Below are 16,495 nucleotides of genomic sequence, written 5' to 3'. Positions count from 1 at the left end.
CAGTCAGTCCGTTAATTGCACTGACTTAATTAGATCAAAGTCCCGGCCTCACGGCCAGGACTTTGTCAGCAGTCTGAAACGACAACTCACGTTGTCGTTTTGCTTTTACCTAGGGCTCAAAGGGCCGACGCTGGAACTGGTCATGGCCGCATTTCGGGCAGACGGGCAGCACATCCGGCGTATAGATAGCCAGGTGAAAATGGCATTTCTCGCACACCAGATTTCCCAGCCCCACCACCTCACCGCAGTGATACACGCCGTGGTGGTTGAGATCTTTGAATACCTCGCGCCACTCCAGCTGCGTTTTATCGGTAATATCCGCCAGTTCCTGCCAGAGGCTCTCCTTAATGACGCGCATAAAAACGCTGTCCGTGATTTCGTCCTGACTCTCTTCGTAGCTGCGGGCAAACTCCTCCAGATCCCGGCGAACCGCCCGTGTCAGTTCTTCAATTTCGGTGCGCGTTAACTCCCCGGTCTGAGTGACCCTAAGCCTTGCCTGCTCGACCAGCGCATCAATATCCCTTTCACCATTACGCAAACGCTCCGTTAATGTCGCGACCAGATCGCGGTAAAATTGAGCAACCTTGTTCATCGTTTCTTCTCCGGGGTCGTTAACCAGTTCTAATAATAGACGTTATTTGCCACTCACTTTGTCAGTTCCCCCACAGAGTCGGTAAATTAACGTCACTGCTTTTCGCAGGCTTAATGTGCGAAAGGCTGTTTTGGCGGGGGCGTTTGGGCTATGCTATGCGGATCTGAAAACCACGTCATAACGCTACATTTGTAGCCGTATCGAAAACAGGACCACTGGCTGCCATGCAAGAGCAATATCGCCCGGAAGAGATAGAATCCAAAGTACAGCTTCACTGGGAAGAGAAGCGCACCTTCGAAGTAACTGAAGACGAGAGCAAAGAGAAGTATTACTGCCTGTCGATGCTTCCCTATCCTTCTGGTCGGCTACATATGGGGCACGTGCGTAACTACACCATCGGCGACGTGATCTCCCGCTATCAGCGCATGCTGGGCAAAAACGTGCTCCAGCCTATTGGTTGGGATGCATTTGGTCTGCCTGCTGAAGGCGCGGCGGTGAAAAACAACACCGCGCCAGCTCCCTGGACCTACGACAATATCGCCTACATGAAAAACCAGCTCAAAATGCTGGGCTTTGGTTATGACTGGAGCCGCGAGCTGGCGACCTGTACGCCAGAGTATTACCGCTGGGAACAGAAGTTCTTCACTGAGCTGTATAAAAAAGGCCTGGTCTATAAGAAGACTTCTGCGGTCAACTGGTGCCCGAATGACCAGACCGTTCTGGCTAACGAGCAGGTTATCGATGGCTGCTGCTGGCGCTGCGATACCAAAGTTGAGCGTAAAGAAATTCCGCAGTGGTTTATCAAAATCACCGCCTATGCTGAAGAACTGCTGAACGACCTTGATCATATGGATCAGTGGCCTGACACGGTGAAAACCATGCAGCGCAACTGGATTGGTCGCTCTGAAGGCGTAGAAATCACCTTCAACGTTAACGGCTACGATAAAACGCTGACCGTTTATACCACTCGCCCGGATACCTTTATGGGGGCGACTTATCTGGCCGTTGCCGCAGGTCACCCGCTGGCGCAGAAAGCCGCAGCAAACAACAGCGAACTGGCTGCCTTTATCGACGACTGCCGCAACACCAAAGTGGCCGAAGCCGATATGGCGACGATGGAGAAAAAAGGCGTTGATACCGGCTTTAAAGCGGTTCATCCGTTAACGGGCGAAGAGATCCCGGTTTGGGCGGCAAACTTCGTCCTGATGGAATACGGCACCGGCGCCGTGATGGCCGTACCGGGCCACGATCAGCGCGATTACGAATTCGCCAGCAAATATAACCTGCCGATCAAAGGCGTTATTCTGGCGTCCGACGGGAGTGAACCGGATCTGTCCGCCCAGGCGTTGACTGAGAAAGGCGCCCTGTTTAACTCTGGTGAGTTCAGCGGTCTTGACCACAGCGCAGGTTTTAATGCTATCGCCGACAAGCTGGCCGCTCTCGGCGTGGGCGAGCGCAAAGTAAACTACCGCCTGCGCGACTGGGGTGTTTCCCGTCAGCGTTACTGGGGCGCGCCTATTCCGATGGTCACCCTGGAAGATGGCACCGTTATCCCGACACCTGAAGACCAACTGCCGGTAATTTTACCGGAAGATGTGGTGATGGACGGTATCACCAGCCCAATTAAAGCCGATCCGCAGTGGGCAAAAACCACCGTGAACGGTCAGCCTGCGCTGCGTGAAACCGACACCTTCGACACCTTTATGGAGTCCTCCTGGTACTATGCGCGCTACACCTGCCCGCAATATCAGGAAGGGATGCTGGATTCCGACGCCGCCAACTACTGGCTGCCGGTAGATATCTACATTGGCGGTATCGAACACGCCATTATGCACCTGCTCTACTTCCGCTTCTTCCATAAGCTGATGCGTGATGCAGGCCTGGTGAACTCTGATGAGCCGGCTAAACAGCTGCTGTGTCAGGGCATGGTGCTGGCAGATGCCTTCTACTATGTGGGTCAGAGCGGCGAGCGTAACTGGGTTTCCCCGAAAGACGCTATCGTTGAGCGCGACGAGAAAGGCCGGATCATTAAGGCTAAAGACGAAGCGGGCCATGAGCTGGTGTACACCGGCATGAGCAAAATGTCGAAGTCCAAAAACAACGGCATTGACCCGCAGGAAATGGTTGAACGCTACGGCGCTGACACCGTTCGTCTGTTTATGATGTTTGCCTCTCCGGCCGATATGACCCTTGAATGGCAGGAATCAGGCGTAGAAGGGGCGAACCGCTTCCTGAAACGTGTCTGGAAACTGGTCTACGAACTCAAGGCGCAGGGCCAGATTGCCGCCCTGGATGTCAGCGCGCTGAACGATGACCAGCAAGCGCTGCGTCGCGACGTTCACAAAACCATCGCGAAAGTCACCGATGATATCGGTCGTCGTCAGACCTTCAACACCGCTATCGCGGCGATTATGGAGCTGATGAACAAACTGGCGAAAGCCCCGCTGGAAAGTGAACAAGACCGCGCGCTTACCCATGAAGCCTTGCAGGCGGTTGTCCGTATGCTCAACCCGTTCACTCCGCACGTTTGCTTCACCCTGTGGCAGGAGCTGAACGGCGAAGGCGATATCGACAACGCGCCGTGGCCGGTTGCAGACGAAGCGGCGATGGTGGAAAACACCACGCTGGTCGTCGTCCAGGTGAACGGTAAAGTTCGTGGTAAAATTACTGTTGCGGTTGATGCAACCGAAGAGCAGGTTCGCGAGCGTGCGGGTCAGGAACCTTTGGTCGCAAAATATCTTGATGGCGTTACCCTGCGTAAAGTTATCTACGTACCGGGCAAACTGCTTAATCTGGTCGTTGGCTAAGCGCGGGAGGAAGCGTGCGACATCTGGCAACATGGTTGTTATCTCTGGCGGTGCTTCTCACCGCCGGGTGTGGCTGGCACCTGCGTAGTACCACGCAGGTTCCTGCTGAGATGAAAACGATGATCTTCGACTCAGCGGATCCAAATGGTCCACTGAGCCGTGCAGTGCGCAATCAACTGCGCCTGAACGGCGTCGAGCTGGTCGAAAAAGGGTCATTGCGTCAGGATGTACCGTCACTCCGCCTCGGTGCAGTGTCGTTCAGCCGTGATACGGCATCCATTTTCCAGGATGGTCGTACCGCAGAATATCAACTGGTTCTGACGGTGAACGCCAGCGTGTTAATTCCGGGTCATGATATTTACCCTATCAACACCAAGGTATATCGCTCGTTCTTCGATAACCCGCAAACCGCACTGGCGAAAGACGCGGAACAGGACATTATTGTGCAGGAAATGTACGATAAAGCCGCTGAACAGCTGATCCGTAAATTGCCGAGCGTGCACGCGGCAGATACGGACAAAGCGACCACCACGCCAGCCGTTACCAAAGCACCGGCCAGCTAATGCTTAAGCTGTATCCGGAACAACTCAGCGCGCAGCTTAAAGAAGGGCTGCGCGCTGCGTATTTATTACTCGGTAACGATCCCCTTCTGTTACAGGAAAGCCAGGATGCAGTTCGCCATGCGGCGACGGCGAAAGGCTTTACTGAGCACCATAGCTTTACTGTCGATGCCAGCACCGACTGGGACGCACTCTACTCTGTCTGTCAGGCGCTTAGCCTGTTTGCCAGCCAGCAGACTCTGATGCTGCAACTGCCCGATAATGGCCCTAACGCAGCGATTAATGAACGTCTGGCAGTGCTGGTCAGCCTGCTGCATGACGATCTTATCCTGATTGTGCGCAGCAATAAGCTGACCAAAGCCCAGGAGAACGCAGCCTGGTTTACCGCGCTGGCAAGCCGCGGCGTGTCGGTCAGTTGCCAGACGCCGGAGCAGGCAAACCTTCCCCGCTGGATAGCCGCCCGCGCCAGGCAGAATAATCTGCAACTGGACGACGCCGCCAGTCAACTGCTCTGCTACTGCTATGAAGGTAATTTGCTGGCGGCGGCTCAGGCGTTGCAACGACTGGCTCTGCTCTTCCCGGATGGCAAACTCACCCTGCCACGCGTCGAGCAAGCGGTAAACGATGCCGCACACTTTACCCCGTTCCACTGGGTTGATGCATTGCTTGCTGGTAAGAGCAAACGCGCGCTGCACGTGCTTAGCCAGCTCAGGCTCGAAGCCTGTGAACCGGTCATTTTGCTGCGCACCCTGCAACGGGAACTGTTGCTGCTGGTCAATCTTAAACGCCAGTCAGCACATACGCCGCTGCGTACCCTGTTTGATAAACATCGTGTCTGGCAGAATCGTCGGGGGATTACGGGAGATGCCCTGCATCGCTTAAGCCATGAACAGCTGCGCCAGGCAGTGCATCTGCTCGGCAGGATTGAACTGATTGTGAAGCAGGATTTTGGTCAGTCGGTATGGGCAGAGCTTGAGGGACTTTCTCTGCTACTCTGTCATAAAGCACTGGCAGACGTCTTTATTGATGGTTGATATGAATCAGTTGCAGGCACTTTTTGGCGGTACTTTCGATCCAGTCCACTACGGACACCTGAAACCGGTTGAAGCCCTGGCGAATCAGATCGGGCTTGCGCGGGTTATCATCATGCCTAACAACGTGCCGCCTCACCGTTCGCAGCCAGAGGCAACCAGTGCGCAACGCAAGGAAATGGTCGAACTGGCGATTCGTGATAAGCCGCTGTTCGCCCTGGATGAGCGGGAACTTAAGCGTGATACCCCGTCCTATACCGCGGAAACCTTGCAGGCCTGGCGACAGGAGCAGGGCCCGACGCGCCCACTGGCCTTTATTATTGGCCAGGACTCCTTACTGAGCTTTCCGCAGTGGCATAACTACAACACGATCCTCGACAACTGCCATCTGATCGTCTGCCGCCGACCGGGCTATTCGCTCAACATGACGGAAGAAAGCCATCAGCAATGGCTGGAATCACATCTGACCCATGATGCAGACAGCCTGCATAGCTTGCCCGCCGGGAAAATTTATCTGGCAGAAACGCCCTGGTTCAACATCTCTGCCACCCTGATCCGTGAACGGCTGGAGAAAGGGGAAGCCTGCGATGATCTCCTCCCCGCCGCCGTGCTGGACTACATCATTAAACAGCGCTTGTATTGCTGAGCACCCGCTGTAGCGCGCCAGTCAACAGATCATTCTCCTGAGCGCTACGCACCGCAACCCGATAGTACCGGCCATCAAGCCCCGGATAATTCGCACAGCTGCGAATAAGAATGTGTTTTTCCAGTAATGCCTGTTGCAAATCCAGCCCGGCAATATCACAGCGCAGAAACAGATAGTTTGCCACGCCCGGCCAGACGAAAATCCCCGGCAGGTTTTTCAGCGCCTGATACAGACGCGGACGCTCGGCGTTTAGCCACTGCCAGCTCGCCTGCTGGTACTCGCTGTCCTGTAGCACCACCTCACCCGCCAGCGCGGCAAACGCGTTGATTGACCACGGCATTTGCCGTTCGCGCATATGGGCCACATTTTGTACATCGCTACTCAGCAGGTAACCAAGACGCAGACCTGGAATGGCATAAAATTTGGTAAGGGAACGCAGCACCCAGATATGGGGGTTATCCGCAAGGTGCGGAATAAATCCTTCGCGATCGCAAAGAAAATCCATAAACGCTTCATCCAGCACCAGTCTGATACCCAGTTGCCGGCAGCGGGCGGCGATGTTATGCAGTAGTTCATCATCAGGCAGAAGCCCGGTGGGATTATTTGGCGTGCAAAGAAACAGACAGTCGATGCCGCCAGTCAGGGCGTCCAGAATGGCGTCGGTGAGCTGCCAGCCGTCTTCTTCACACAGGGCATAATCGACAATGTCGCAGCCTGCCAGTTGCAACGCGCGCCGGTACTCCGCAAACCCAGGGGTGATGAGCATTGCCCGCCGGGGCGATAGTCCGTTAACCAGCGAAAAAATCGACTCGGTTTCACCGTTGCCCGCCAGTATCCAGGCGGCAGGGACCTGGTGATGTGCCGCAAGCCGCTGGTGCAGCTGTTGATACTCAGGATCGGGGTAACGTTCTGCAACATTAAGGTTATCCTGCAGCGCGCGCTTTAACGAGTGCGGCATGCCTGCCGGGTTAATGTTCGCACTGAAATCCAGCAAACAGTCCGCTGAAATACCCAATACAGAGGCCGCTTCCCGAATGTTGCCGCCGTGCGCGCTGTGAAATAAAGCCATCTTCCGCTCCGGTAAAAGAGGCTATCTTAAACGAAAAAGGACTCGTCATTGCGGGGACAATGATAAACTTTGCGCAGAAATCAGCACGGGAGTAAAAAATGCGACTCTGGCTTATTCGTCATGGGGAAACTGACGCAAATGTCGCCGGCCTTTACAGCGGCCATTCGCCCACGCCATTGACAGAAAAAGGGATTTCTCAGGCACACACTCTTTATCATTTATTGCGTGATGTTCCGTTCGACCAGCTGCTGTGTAGCGAACTGGAACGCGCTCAACATACCGCACGTCTGGCGATGAATGAACGGGAAATTTCCACCCACACCACGCCGCTCCTCAACGAAATGTATTTTGGCGACTGGGAAATGCGCCACCATCGCGATCTCACTCGCGAAGATCCCGAAAGCTATGCGGCCTGGTGTAGCGACTGGCAGAACGCCGTGCCAACAAATGGCGAGGGGTTCCAGGCCTTTTCGTCGCGGGTAGAACAATTTATGGCCGAGCTCCCCACCTGGGCGGCGGCAAAAAACGTCCTTATCGTCAGCCATCAGGGTGTGCTCAGCTTACTGATTGCCAGGCTACTAAAAATGCCTGCCTCCTCCCTGTGGCATTTTCGTGTCGACCAGGGCGCCTGGAGCGCGATTGATATTCATGATGACTTTGCGACGTTGCGGGTGTTAAACAGTCGCGCGGTGTGGCAAAAAGACGAATAGCGCTTTTTTTCTCGCCCGCAGTGCCGCTCAGGGCGAGCTGGTCATTGACACCCACCGACAGGCTGTTATCCTCCGCACCGCCAGCTACAGCCATGCAGAAATTGTTTTACAAAAATGGCGATGCAATCTCTCGTCGGGGGTGGGATGATAGCCCACTTTTTAAAACCTGAGGCGGACTTTTGTCCCGAAAATGGCTGTAGTTCAGGTATAATGCCAGGCCATTTATTAACACCATACTTCTTATTCTCCCAGGGGGAACACTTGCAGGGTAAAGCACTCCAGGATTTTGTTATCGACAAAATTGATGACCTGAAAGGTCAGGACATCGTCGCGATCGACGTTCAGGGTAAATCCAGTATCACCGACTGTATGATCATCTGTACGGGCACTTCAACCCGCCACGTTATGTCTATTGCCGATCATGTGGTACAGGAATCCCTCGCTGCTGGCCTGCTGCCGTTTGGCGTGGAAGGCGAAAATGCAGCCGACTGGATCGTTGTAGACCTGGGTGATGTCATGGTCCATGTGATGCAGGCCGAAAGCCGTGGTCTGTACGAGCTGGAAAAACTCTGGGGTTGATGGGTGAAGCTGCAACTGGTCGCCGTCGGCACCAAAATGCCGGACTGGGTACAGACGGGTTTTACTGAGTATCTGCGTCGTTTTCCGAAAGATATGCCGTTTGAACTGGTGGAGATCCCCGCCGGGAAACGCGGAAAAAACGCAGATATTAAACGTATTCTCGATAAAGAGGGTGAGTTAATGCTTGCTGCGGCAGGCAAAAACCGTATTGTCACCCTTGATATCCCAGGCAAGCCCTGGGATACGCCGCAGCTGGCGAACGAACTGGAGCGCTGGAAGCAGGATGGACGTGACGTCAGCCTGCTGATTGGCGGCCCTGAAGGGTTATCTCCGGCCTGTAAAGCCGCGGCAGAACAAAGCTGGTCACTCTCTGCGTTAACGCTTCCTCACCCGCTGGTGCGCGTGCTGGTTGCCGAAAGCCTCTATCGCGCGTGGAGTATCACGACCAACCATCCTTATCATCGTGAGTAATTCGACCCAGGTAAACTAAGCAGCGGATGAAATTACAGAATTCTTTTCGCGACTATTCGGCTGAGTCTGCGCTGTTTGTGCGCCGGGCGCTGGTCGCTTTTACGGGGATTTTGCTGCTTACCGGCGTGCTGATCGCTAACCTCTATAATCTGCAAATCGTCCGTTACGCCGACTATCAAACACGATCCAACGAAAACCGCATTAAGCTGGTGCCGATCCCGCCCAGCCGCGGCATTATTTATGATCGTAATGGTACGCCTCTGGCACTTAACCGCACCATCTATCAGATTGAGATGATGCCCGAGAAAGTGGACAACGTTGAGCAAACGCTTAATGCGCTGCGCGATGTAGTGGACTTGACGGACGATGACATTGCCAACTTTAAAAAAGAGCGTTCACGCTCTCACCGTTTTACTTCTATTCCGGTTAAGGCCAATTTAAGCGAAGTACAGGTCGCCCGTTTTGCGGTGAACCAGTATCGCTTCCCCGGCGTTGAAGTGAAAGGCTACAAACGCCGCTTCTACCCTTATGGCTCGGCGCTGACTCACGTTATCGGCTACGTTTCCAAGTTCAACGACAAAGACGTGGAACGGCTGGATAAAGACGGGAAACTGGCTAACTATGCGGCGACCCATGACATCGGCAAGCTGGGCATCGAGCGCTATTACGAAGAGGTACTCCACGGTCAGACCGGCTACGAAGAAGTTGAAGTCAACAACCGTGGCCGCGTGATCCGCCAGCTTAAAGAGGTCCCGCCCCAGGCGGGTAATGATATCTGGCTGACGATTGACCTTAAATTGCAGCAATATATTGAAACCCTGCTCCAGGGCAGTCGTGCAGCAGTTGTAGTAACCGACCCGCGAACGGGCGCGATTCTGGCCCTGGTCTCGACCCCAAGCTATGACCCCAACCTGTTCGTTGATGGTATTTCGAGCAAAGACTATTCTTCACTGCTGAATGATCCGAACACGCCGCTGGTCAACCGCGCAACGCAAGGCGTCTATCCTCCTGCCTCGACGGTCAAACCTTATGTTGCGGTCTCAGCGCTCAGTTCAGGGGTGATTACGCGCAACACCACCCTGTTTGACCCCGGCTGGTGGCAGTTGCCAGGCTCAGAAAAGCGCTACCGTGACTGGAAAAAATGGGGGCATGGCCGCCTGAACATAACCAAGTCGCTGGAAGAGTCTGCGGATACCTTCTTCTATCAGATAGCCTATGACATGGGGATCGACCGCATGTCCGAGTGGCTGAGCAAGTTTGGCTACGGTGAGTACACCGGTATCGACCTTGCGGAAGAGCGTTCAGGCAATATGCCAACCCGTGAATGGAAGCTCAAACGCTTCAAAAAACCCTGGTATCAGGGTGATACCATTCCGGTGGGCATTGGTCAGGGTTACTGGACAGCCACCCCGGTTCAGATGAACAAAGCGATGATGATTCTGATTAACGACGGTATCGTCAAAGTGCCACATCTGTTAATGAGTACATTGCAGGACGGTAAACAAATTCCCTGGAAACAGGAAGAACAGAAGCCGGTCGGCGACATCCATTCCGGCTTCTGGGAAATCGCCAAAGACGGGATGTACGGCGTAGCAAACCGCGCTAACGGTACGGGCCATAAGTACTTCGCGAGCGCGCCCTATAAAATCGCCGCGAAATCAGGAACAGCGCAGGTATTTGGCCTGAAAGCCAATGAAACCTATAACGCGCACCGTATTGCTGAACGTTTACGTGACCACAAGTTAATGACGGCCTTTGCCCCGTACGACCATCCTCAGGTGGCCGTGGCAATGATCCTGGAAAACGGAGGGGCTGGCCCGGCAGTCGGCACAATCATGCGCCAGATCCTCGACCACATTATGCTTGGCGATAACAATACCGACTTACCGGCTGAAAACCCGGCATCGGTTGCCGCAGAGGACCAATAATCATGACGGATAATCCGAACAAGAAATCGTTCTGGGATAAAATCCACATCGATCCGGCGTTTTTGCTGATCATCCTTGCCCTGCTGTTCTACAGCGCGATCGTTATCTGGAGCGCGAGTGGGCAGGACATCGGCATGACCGAGCGTAAAGTCGGCCAGATTGCCATGGGTCTGATAGCCATGGTGGTGCTGGCGCAGGTTCCGCCGCGCGTTTATGAAGGTTGGGCGCCCTATTTATATGTCGTCTGCGTTATTTTGCTGGTCGCCGTTGACGCCTTCGGCGCTATCTCTAAAGGGGCACAGCGCTGGCTGGATTTGGGTATTGTCCGTTTCCAGCCCTCAGAAATCGCCAAGATTGCCGTGCCATTAATGGTTGCCCGCTTTATTAACCGCGATGTCTGCCCGCCGTCGTTGAAAAACACCGCCATCGCTCTGGTATTAATCTTTATGCCGACGTTGCTGGTCGCCGCGCAGCCGGATCTCGGCACCTCTATTCTTGTCGCCCTTTCCGGTCTGTTTGTGCTCTTTTTATCCGGCCTGAGCTGGCGTCTTATCGGGGTTGCCGTGGTCCTGATCGCGGCCTTTATTCCGATTCTGTGGTTCTTCCTGATGCACGATTATCAACGCCAGCGCGTGATGATGCTGCTCGATCCGGAAACCGATCCACTGGGCGCAGGTTACCATATCATTCAGTCAAAAATTGCCATTGGCTCGGGCGGCCTGAGTGGCAAAGGCTGGCTGCACGGAACGCAGTCACAGTTGGAATTTTTACCAGAGCGCCACACTGACTTTATTTTTGCCGTGCTGGCTGAAGAGCTGGGGCTGGTTGGCATTCTGATCCTTCTTGCGCTGTATGTATTGCTGATCATGCGCGGTCTGTGGATAGCCGCCCGCGCACAAACAACCTTTGGCCGGGTCATGGCCGGAGGATTAATGTTGATTTTATTCGTTTATGTCTTCGTAAATATTGGTATGGTGAGTGGCATCTTGCCGGTGGTGGGCGTACCGTTGCCGCTGGTAAGTTACGGGGGGTCAGCCCTGATAGTACTGATGGCCGGGTTTGGGATTGTGATGTCTATCCATACCCACAGAAAAATGTTGTCAAAAAGCGTATAAGAGGTGCGCAATGCGGAAGCTTTGCCTTGGAGTCTGTATCGCGGCAGGATTACTGTCAGCATGTTCTAACGATGATGGACAACAACAGACGATCGTTGCGCCGCAGCCTGCGGTTTGTAATGGCCCGGTTGTTGAAATCACCGGCGCCGAACCTCGTTTCGAAACGCTTAACCCCTCCGTAAACCAGGATTATGAGCGTGACGGCAAGCGCTATAAAATTGTCCAGGATCCGGCGTCATTTAGTCAGGCGGGTTTTGCAGCGATTTATGATGCTGAACCAGGCAGTAATTTAACCGCCAGCGGTGAAGCATTCGATCCGACGCAGCTCACCGCCGCGCACCCGACGCTGCCGATCCCGAGCTATGCGCGGATTACCAACCTGGCGAATGGCCGCATGCTGGTTGTGCGCATTAACGATCGTGGTCCGTACGGCAATGACCGTGTTATCTCCCTGTCACGTAGCGTGGCCGATCGCCTGAACACATCCAATAATACCAAAGTGCGGATTGACCCGATCATTGTGGCCCAGGACGGCAGTATGTCAGGGCCTGGCACCACCTGTACCACGATCGCCAAACAGACCTACGCCCTACCGGCTCGCCCGGATCTCAATAGCGGCATGGGTAGCGCCTCATCTCCTGCCCAGCCAGCTCAGCCTCAGGCAGCGGTCAGGACAATTGATGACAGCGCGCAAACAGGCGCCCAACCGATTATTGAATCTGCTGGCGCATCCGATGCCGCCCCGGCAGCAGTCCCAGCAAATAATAATGCTGGCAGCGGTGGTTTTCTCGGCGCTCCGGCTCCTTTAGCGTCCGGCGTACTTGAAGGCACTGAAGCGCCGGCAAGCACTCTGCAACCCACTGCTGTCGCTCCCGTGAGCCGTCCGGCCCCCGTGACGGCACCAGGCTCTACCCAGGGCGCTGTCGCCAGCGCCGCGCCGGTTGCGGCCGCCAGTGGCAGCTATATGGTTCAGGTGGGCGCGGTCAGCGATCAGACAAGGGCGCAGCAGTATCAACAACGTCTTGCTCAACAGTTTGCCGTGCCTGGACGCGTGGTGCAAAACGGCGCGGTGTGGCGTATTCAGCTCGGGCCGTTAAGCAATAAAGCCGACGCCATCCGACTACAGCAACTCCTGCAAAATGAGGCGCAGTTACAGTCGTTTGTAACGGGCGCGCAGTAAAGGACCTGGCATCTGGCTTTGTAAGCTTACGTAAAGCGCATTAACAAATCATGCGCAAAGTCGGATGCCTGCCTGGATAGCTTTTGCTATAGTAGGGCACTTTTTTTAACTCCATCACGGATGTCGTTGTTCAGACCATGAAGACCACTTTCTCCGCTCGATTCGTACAGCGCCTGGCGCTCACCACGGCACTGGCCGCCGCCTCTCTCGGCGCCGCACATGCCGATGACCTGAATATTAAAACTATGATCCCGGGCGCGCCTCAAATCGACGCAGAGTCCTGGATCCTTATTGATTACAACTCAGGTAAGGTGCTGGCTGAACAAAACGCCGATGCCCGTCGCGATCCGGCAAGTTTGACCAAAATGATGACCAGCTACGTCATCGGTCAGGCAATGAAAGCGGGTAAATTCAAAGAAACCGATCTGGTCACCATCGGTAACGATGCATGGGCAACCGGAAACCCGGTATTCCGTGGCTCTTCCCTGATGTTCCTCAAACCAGGCATGCAGGTGCCGGTTTCACAGCTTATCCGTGGTATCAACCTGCAGTCGGGCAACGACGCCTGTGTGGCCATGGCTGATTATGCTGCCGGCAGCCAGGATGCGTTTGTCGGTCTGATGAACAACTACGTTAACGCGCTGGGTCTGAAAAACTCCCACTTCCAGACCGTACACGGCCTGGATGCCGAGGGTCAGTACAGCTCCGCACGTGATATGGCGTTAATTGGTCAGGCACTGATCCGCGATGTGCCAAACGAATACACCATCTATAAAGAGAAAGAGTTCACTTTCAATGGTATTCGTCAGACCAACCGTAACGGCCTGCTGTGGGACAACAGCCTGAATGTAGACGGTATTAAAACCGGTCACACCGACAAAGCGGGCTACAACCTGGTCGCCTCTGCGACCGAAGGGCAGATGCGTCTTATCTCTGCCGTGATGGGTGGCAGAACCTTCAAAGGCCGTGAGACTGAGAGCAAAAAGCTGCTGACCTGGGGCTTCCGCTTCTTCGAAACCGTCAGCCCAATCAAAGCAGGTAAAGAGTTCGCCTCTGAGCCCGCCTGGTTTGGCGACAGCGATCGCGCATCTTTAGGCGTTGATAAAGACGTCTACCTGACAATCCCACGCGGCCGCATGAAAGATCTGAAAGCCAGCTATGTGCTGACCACCAGCGAGTTGCATGCCCCGCTGCAAAAAAACCAGGTTGTCGGCACCATCAACTTCCAGCTTGACGGTAAAACCATCGAGCAACGCCCACTGGTCGTGTTGCAGCAAATTGAAGAAGGTAATTTCTTCGGCAAAATCATTGATTACATTAAATTGATGTTCCACCACTGGTTTGGTTAAAGACTGGACACTTGAAAGTGTGATCTTCGTCCCCATATACTAAGCATCTTAAAAAACTCCTGCCCTCTGGCAGGAGTTGTTATTTTTACGCCGGAGCTGACATGAAAACCAATCTCAAAGAACTGCTTGAATTCCCGACTCCCTTTACTTACAAAGTGATGGGACTGGCGAAACCAGAGCTGGTTGATCTGGTGGTTGAAGTGGTACAGCGCCATGCGCCCGGTGATTACTCTCCGCATGTAAAACCGAGCAGCAAAGGCAACTACCACTCGGTCTCGATCACCATCAATGCAACGCATATTGAGCAGGTCGAAATTCTGTACGAAGAACTGGGCAACATCGAAATCGTTCGAATGGTTCTGTAATGACGTGAGGTGTTATCCGGCTTAGGCCTGGGTAACACCTTTCTCTGTGATATACTCCCCTCACCTTTTCTTCTCCCGGAGATGCTGTTTTGTCTCAGGATACAATCCTAATCCGTAATCTGGGTTTACAACCCTACGCCCCTGTTTCCCAGGCGATGCATGAATTTACCGATACCCGTACCGACACCACTCCGGATGAAATCTGGCTGGTCGAACACGACCCGGTGTTTACCCAGGGGCAGGCAGGCAAAGCTGAACACGTACTTGCACCTGGTGCTATTCCGGTGGTGCAAAGCGATCGCGGTGGTCAGGTGACCTACCACGGGCCAGGGCAGCAGGTTATGTACGTGATGATAAACCTTAAGCGACGCAAGCTTGGCGTGCGCGAGCTGGTTACCCTGCTGGAGCAAACTGTCGTCAACACCCTGGCAGAGGTGGGTATCGAGGCTTACCCGCGCGCTGACGCGCCAGGTGTCTATGTACAGGGCAAGAAAATCTGTTCGCTGGGCTTACGTATCCGCCGGGGCTGCTCGTTTCATGGCCTTGCGCTTAATATCGCTATGGATCTCGCGCCGTTCTTGCGTATCAACCCGTGCGGCTACGCCGGAATGGAAATGACCCAGGTGAATCATTTTCAGCCTGCGGTGGATATGGACAAAATAAGACCCATACTGGTCGATAAGTTTTTAGCACTGCTAAACTATCCACCTCATGAATATAGCAATACTTAATAAATGATCTCTTGCGGCCTGCCATCCGGTCAGGCCGTCGTTTTATTTATTCCCGCCCGTAATCTTTACATCTGAAAATATATTTTCTTTTTTTCATTGTCCGTTTTGGATTATTTATCACCATATGTACAATTCTGGTCCGTTGATTTGTTTTCATGAAGATTAATTTTATGCACCGGATGCAGCATCTTCCTGAAAAACATCCATAATGATGAGATGCGATGGAAAAGCACCTCCTGTAATTCATCACCATAAAAATAAATTCAACTATCATTCACATACCGAATGATTACGGAGTAGAAGCGTGGATTATAATCACCCGTCGGAACAGCGAATTACTGAACGTCCCGAAGAAGACAAGCCACAAATCTTCCGCACATTACGCAATATAGACCTCAATCTATTGACTATTTTTGAGGCCGTATATGTGCAAAAAGGGATAGTAAATGCAGCTAAAGTGCTTAATCTGACGCCTTCTGCAATTAGTCAGTCTATTCAAAAATTGCGAACAATCTTTCCTGACCCGCTATTTATCAGAAAAGGACAAGGCGTCACGCCAACCGCCTATGCCCCGCATCTGCATGAATATATTAGTCAGGGACTGGAGTCGATTCTTGGCGCTCTGGATTTAACAGGTAGCTATGACAAACAGCGCACCATTACTATAGGCACGCCGCCCTCACTGGGCGCAATTGTTATTCCTGTTATCTGGAAGGCGATTAAAGAGGTCGCACCGCATTTACTGATGCGCAATATCCCAATCCATGATGCGGAAAACCAGCTCAGTCAGTTTCAGACCGACCTGATCATTGATACGACGATCCCAACGGCCAGAACCCTCAACCATCATGCGCTCTACACGGACAGATTGATGCTGGTCTGCCAACAAGGACACCCCTGCCTGCGTTCCGCCATCAACGAAGATGTTTTGCAGCATTACGACCATACGCTTCTGATGCTGGAAGGACAAAACCTCAGCGGATTGCGCCAGCGCGTTCAGGACCTGTTTCCGGAGCGGCAGATAAGTTTTAGCAGTTACAATATGTTTACTATCGCAGCACTGATCGGTAACAGTGATATGCTCGGATTGATGCCAACGCGATTGTTTAAATTATTCAGCGCTTGTTGGCCATTAGCCGAGATAGATTTCCCACCTGTAAGCAATGAACGACTTGATATTTCTCTGTATTACAACAAGTTGAGCTTGCGAGACCCGGTGCTTGAAAATGTGATCAACGTTATTCGACGCGCGTTTTAAGGTATTACTCAGCCTGGCAAAACGGCTAATGCTCTCTGGGCATTTGGCACAAAACAACAACTATTTTACATTTTGCCCCGTTGTCAGGCTGCTTTCTCCCCTCC

The 16,495-nt window shown here is 53.4% G+C and carries 16 protein-coding genes; 14 read left to right on the top strand and 2 right to left on the bottom strand.

What is annotated here, in order from left to right; translation table 11 throughout:
- Nucleotides 1–109: 109 nt before the first annotated feature.
- Entirely contained in the window at nt 110–592 is a 483-nt protein-coding gene (locus tag ACSZO4_RS10930; protein ID WP_437888945.1) for a zinc ribbon-containing protein, read from the bottom strand.
- Between the two features lie 224 nt (nt 593–816).
- On the opposite strand from ACSZO4_RS10930, the gene leuS reads away from it, so the two are divergent.
- The 4 genes from leuS to nadD are packed head-to-tail and all read left to right on the top strand — an operon-like array spanning nt 817 to nt 5,636.
- Complete coding sequence (leuS, locus tag ACSZO4_RS10925) at nt 817–3,399, top strand: leucine--tRNA ligase (RefSeq protein ID WP_437888944.1); 2,583 nt, start codon at nt 817–819, stop codon at nt 3,397–3,399.
- A 14-nt stretch (nt 3,400–3,413) separates the two neighbouring features.
- Complete coding sequence (gene lptE, locus ACSZO4_RS10920; protein ID WP_437888943.1) at nt 3,414–3,962, top strand: LPS assembly lipoprotein LptE; 549 nt, start codon at nt 3,414–3,416, stop codon at nt 3,960–3,962.
- Nucleotides 3,962–4,993, top strand: coding sequence for a DNA polymerase III subunit delta (holA, locus tag ACSZO4_RS10915; RefSeq protein ID WP_437888942.1), 1,032 nt, complete (start codon nt 3,962–3,964; stop codon nt 4,991–4,993). Before lptE ends, holA begins: the two co-directional genes overlap by 1 nt.
- On the top strand, nt 4,986–5,636 hold the full coding sequence (nadD, locus tag ACSZO4_RS10910; protein ID WP_437888941.1) for a nicotinate-nucleotide adenylyltransferase: 651 nt from the start codon (nt 4,986–4,988) through the stop codon (nt 5,634–5,636). Before holA ends, nadD begins: the two co-directional genes overlap by 8 nt.
- Here nadD and cobD read toward each other — a convergent pair.
- Nucleotides 5,614–6,705: a threonine-phosphate decarboxylase CobD gene (gene cobD, locus ACSZO4_RS10905; protein WP_437888940.1), complete on the bottom strand. Its 1,092-nt coding sequence runs from the start codon at nt 6,703–6,705 to the stop codon at nt 5,614–5,616. The two genes, nadD and cobD, sit on opposite strands and share 23 nt — an antisense overlap.
- A 98-nt stretch (nt 6,706–6,803) precedes the next feature.
- Between cobD and ACSZO4_RS10900 the strand changes: the two genes are divergently transcribed.
- From ACSZO4_RS10900 to ACSZO4_RS10855, 10 genes are all read left to right on the top strand, one after another.
- Nucleotides 6,804–7,415 (top strand): adenosylcobalamin/alpha-ribazole phosphatase, encoded by a 612-nt coding sequence (locus tag ACSZO4_RS10900; RefSeq protein ID WP_437888939.1) that lies wholly within the window; start codon nt 6,804–6,806, stop codon nt 7,413–7,415.
- Nucleotides 7,416–7,676: 261 nt separating this feature from the next.
- Nucleotides 7,677–7,994 carry a ribosome silencing factor gene (gene rsfS, locus ACSZO4_RS10895; protein ID WP_437888938.1) on the top strand — a complete coding sequence of 106 codons (318 nt, stop codon included), beginning with the start codon at nt 7,677–7,679 and terminating at the stop codon, nt 7,992–7,994.
- A gap of 3 nt (nt 7,995–7,997) precedes the next feature.
- The gene (rlmH, locus tag ACSZO4_RS10890) at nt 7,998–8,465 is read left to right on the top strand and encodes a 23S rRNA (pseudouridine(1915)-N(3))-methyltransferase RlmH (protein WP_041852135.1); all 468 of its coding nucleotides are present in this window, start codon (nt 7,998–8,000) and stop codon (nt 8,463–8,465) included.
- A gap of 26 nt (nt 8,466–8,491) precedes the next feature.
- Entirely contained in the window at nt 8,492–10,393 is a 1,902-nt protein-coding gene (gene mrdA, locus ACSZO4_RS10885; protein ID WP_437888937.1) for a peptidoglycan DD-transpeptidase MrdA, read from the top strand.
- Nucleotides 10,394–10,395: 2 nt separating this feature from the next.
- A complete protein-coding gene (gene mrdB / locus ACSZO4_RS10880; protein ID WP_437888936.1) occupies nt 10,396–11,508 on the top strand; it encodes a peptidoglycan glycosyltransferase MrdB in 1,113 nt (370 codons plus the stop codon).
- A gap of 10 nt (nt 11,509–11,518) precedes the next feature.
- Entirely contained in the window at nt 11,519–12,688 is a 1,170-nt protein-coding gene (gene rlpA / locus ACSZO4_RS10875) for an endolytic peptidoglycan transglycosylase RlpA (RefSeq protein ID WP_437888935.1), read from the top strand.
- A gap of 137 nt (nt 12,689–12,825) precedes the next feature.
- Nucleotides 12,826–14,037 carry a D-alanyl-D-alanine carboxypeptidase DacA gene (dacA, locus tag ACSZO4_RS10870; protein WP_437888934.1) on the top strand — a complete coding sequence of 404 codons (1,212 nt, stop codon included), beginning with the start codon at nt 12,826–12,828 and terminating at the stop codon, nt 14,035–14,037.
- 101 nt (nt 14,038–14,138) lie between these two features.
- Nucleotides 14,139–14,402: a DUF493 family protein YbeD gene (gene ybeD / locus ACSZO4_RS10865; protein WP_437888933.1), complete on the top strand. Its 264-nt coding sequence runs from the start codon at nt 14,139–14,141 to the stop codon at nt 14,400–14,402.
- 89 nt (nt 14,403–14,491) lie between these two features.
- Nucleotides 14,492–15,133 (top strand): lipoyl(octanoyl) transferase LipB, encoded by a 642-nt coding sequence (gene lipB, locus ACSZO4_RS10860; protein WP_437888932.1) that lies wholly within the window; start codon nt 14,492–14,494, stop codon nt 15,131–15,133.
- Between the two features lie 304 nt (nt 15,134–15,437).
- Entirely contained in the window at nt 15,438–16,391 is a 954-nt protein-coding gene (locus tag ACSZO4_RS10855) for a YbeF family transcriptional regulator (RefSeq protein ID WP_437888931.1), read from the top strand.
- Nucleotides 16,392–16,495 lie beyond the last annotated feature (104 nt).

The sequence above is a fragment of the Phytobacter sp. V91 genome, from assembly GCF_965644225.1.
GTDB lineage: Bacteria > Pseudomonadota > Gammaproteobacteria > Enterobacterales > Enterobacteriaceae > CBFFRJ01.
The sequence above is the reverse complement of the archived record's forward strand: the minus strand, read 5'-3'. Positions and strand labels throughout refer to the sequence as shown.

Coding starts and splice junctions, on each gene's coding strand:
- ACSZO4_RS10930 (WP_437888945.1), bottom strand. CDS start 592: ATGAACAAGGTTGCTCAATTTTACCGCGATCTGGTCGCGACATTAACG.
- leuS (WP_437888944.1), top strand. CDS start 817: ATGCAAGAGCAATATCGCCCGGAAGAGATAGAATCCAAAGTACAGCTT.
- holA (WP_437888942.1), top strand. CDS start 3,962: ATGCTTAAGCTGTATCCGGAACAACTCAGCGCGCAGCTTAAAGAAGGG.
- nadD (WP_437888941.1), top strand. CDS start 4,986: ATGGTTGATATGAATCAGTTGCAGGCACTTTTTGGCGGTACTTTCGAT.
- cobD (WP_437888940.1), bottom strand. CDS start 6,705: ATGGCTTTATTTCACAGCGCGCACGGCGGCAACATTCGGGAAGCGGCC.
- ACSZO4_RS10900 (WP_437888939.1), top strand. CDS start 6,804: ATGCGACTCTGGCTTATTCGTCATGGGGAAACTGACGCAAATGTCGCC.
- mrdA (WP_437888937.1), top strand. CDS start 8,492: ATGAAATTACAGAATTCTTTTCGCGACTATTCGGCTGAGTCTGCGCTG.
- mrdB (WP_437888936.1), top strand. CDS start 10,396: ATGACGGATAATCCGAACAAGAAATCGTTCTGGGATAAAATCCACATC.
- rlpA (WP_437888935.1), top strand. CDS start 11,519: ATGCGGAAGCTTTGCCTTGGAGTCTGTATCGCGGCAGGATTACTGTCA.
- dacA (WP_437888934.1), top strand. CDS start 12,826: ATGAAGACCACTTTCTCCGCTCGATTCGTACAGCGCCTGGCGCTCACC.
- ybeD (WP_437888933.1), top strand. CDS start 14,139: ATGAAAACCAATCTCAAAGAACTGCTTGAATTCCCGACTCCCTTTACT.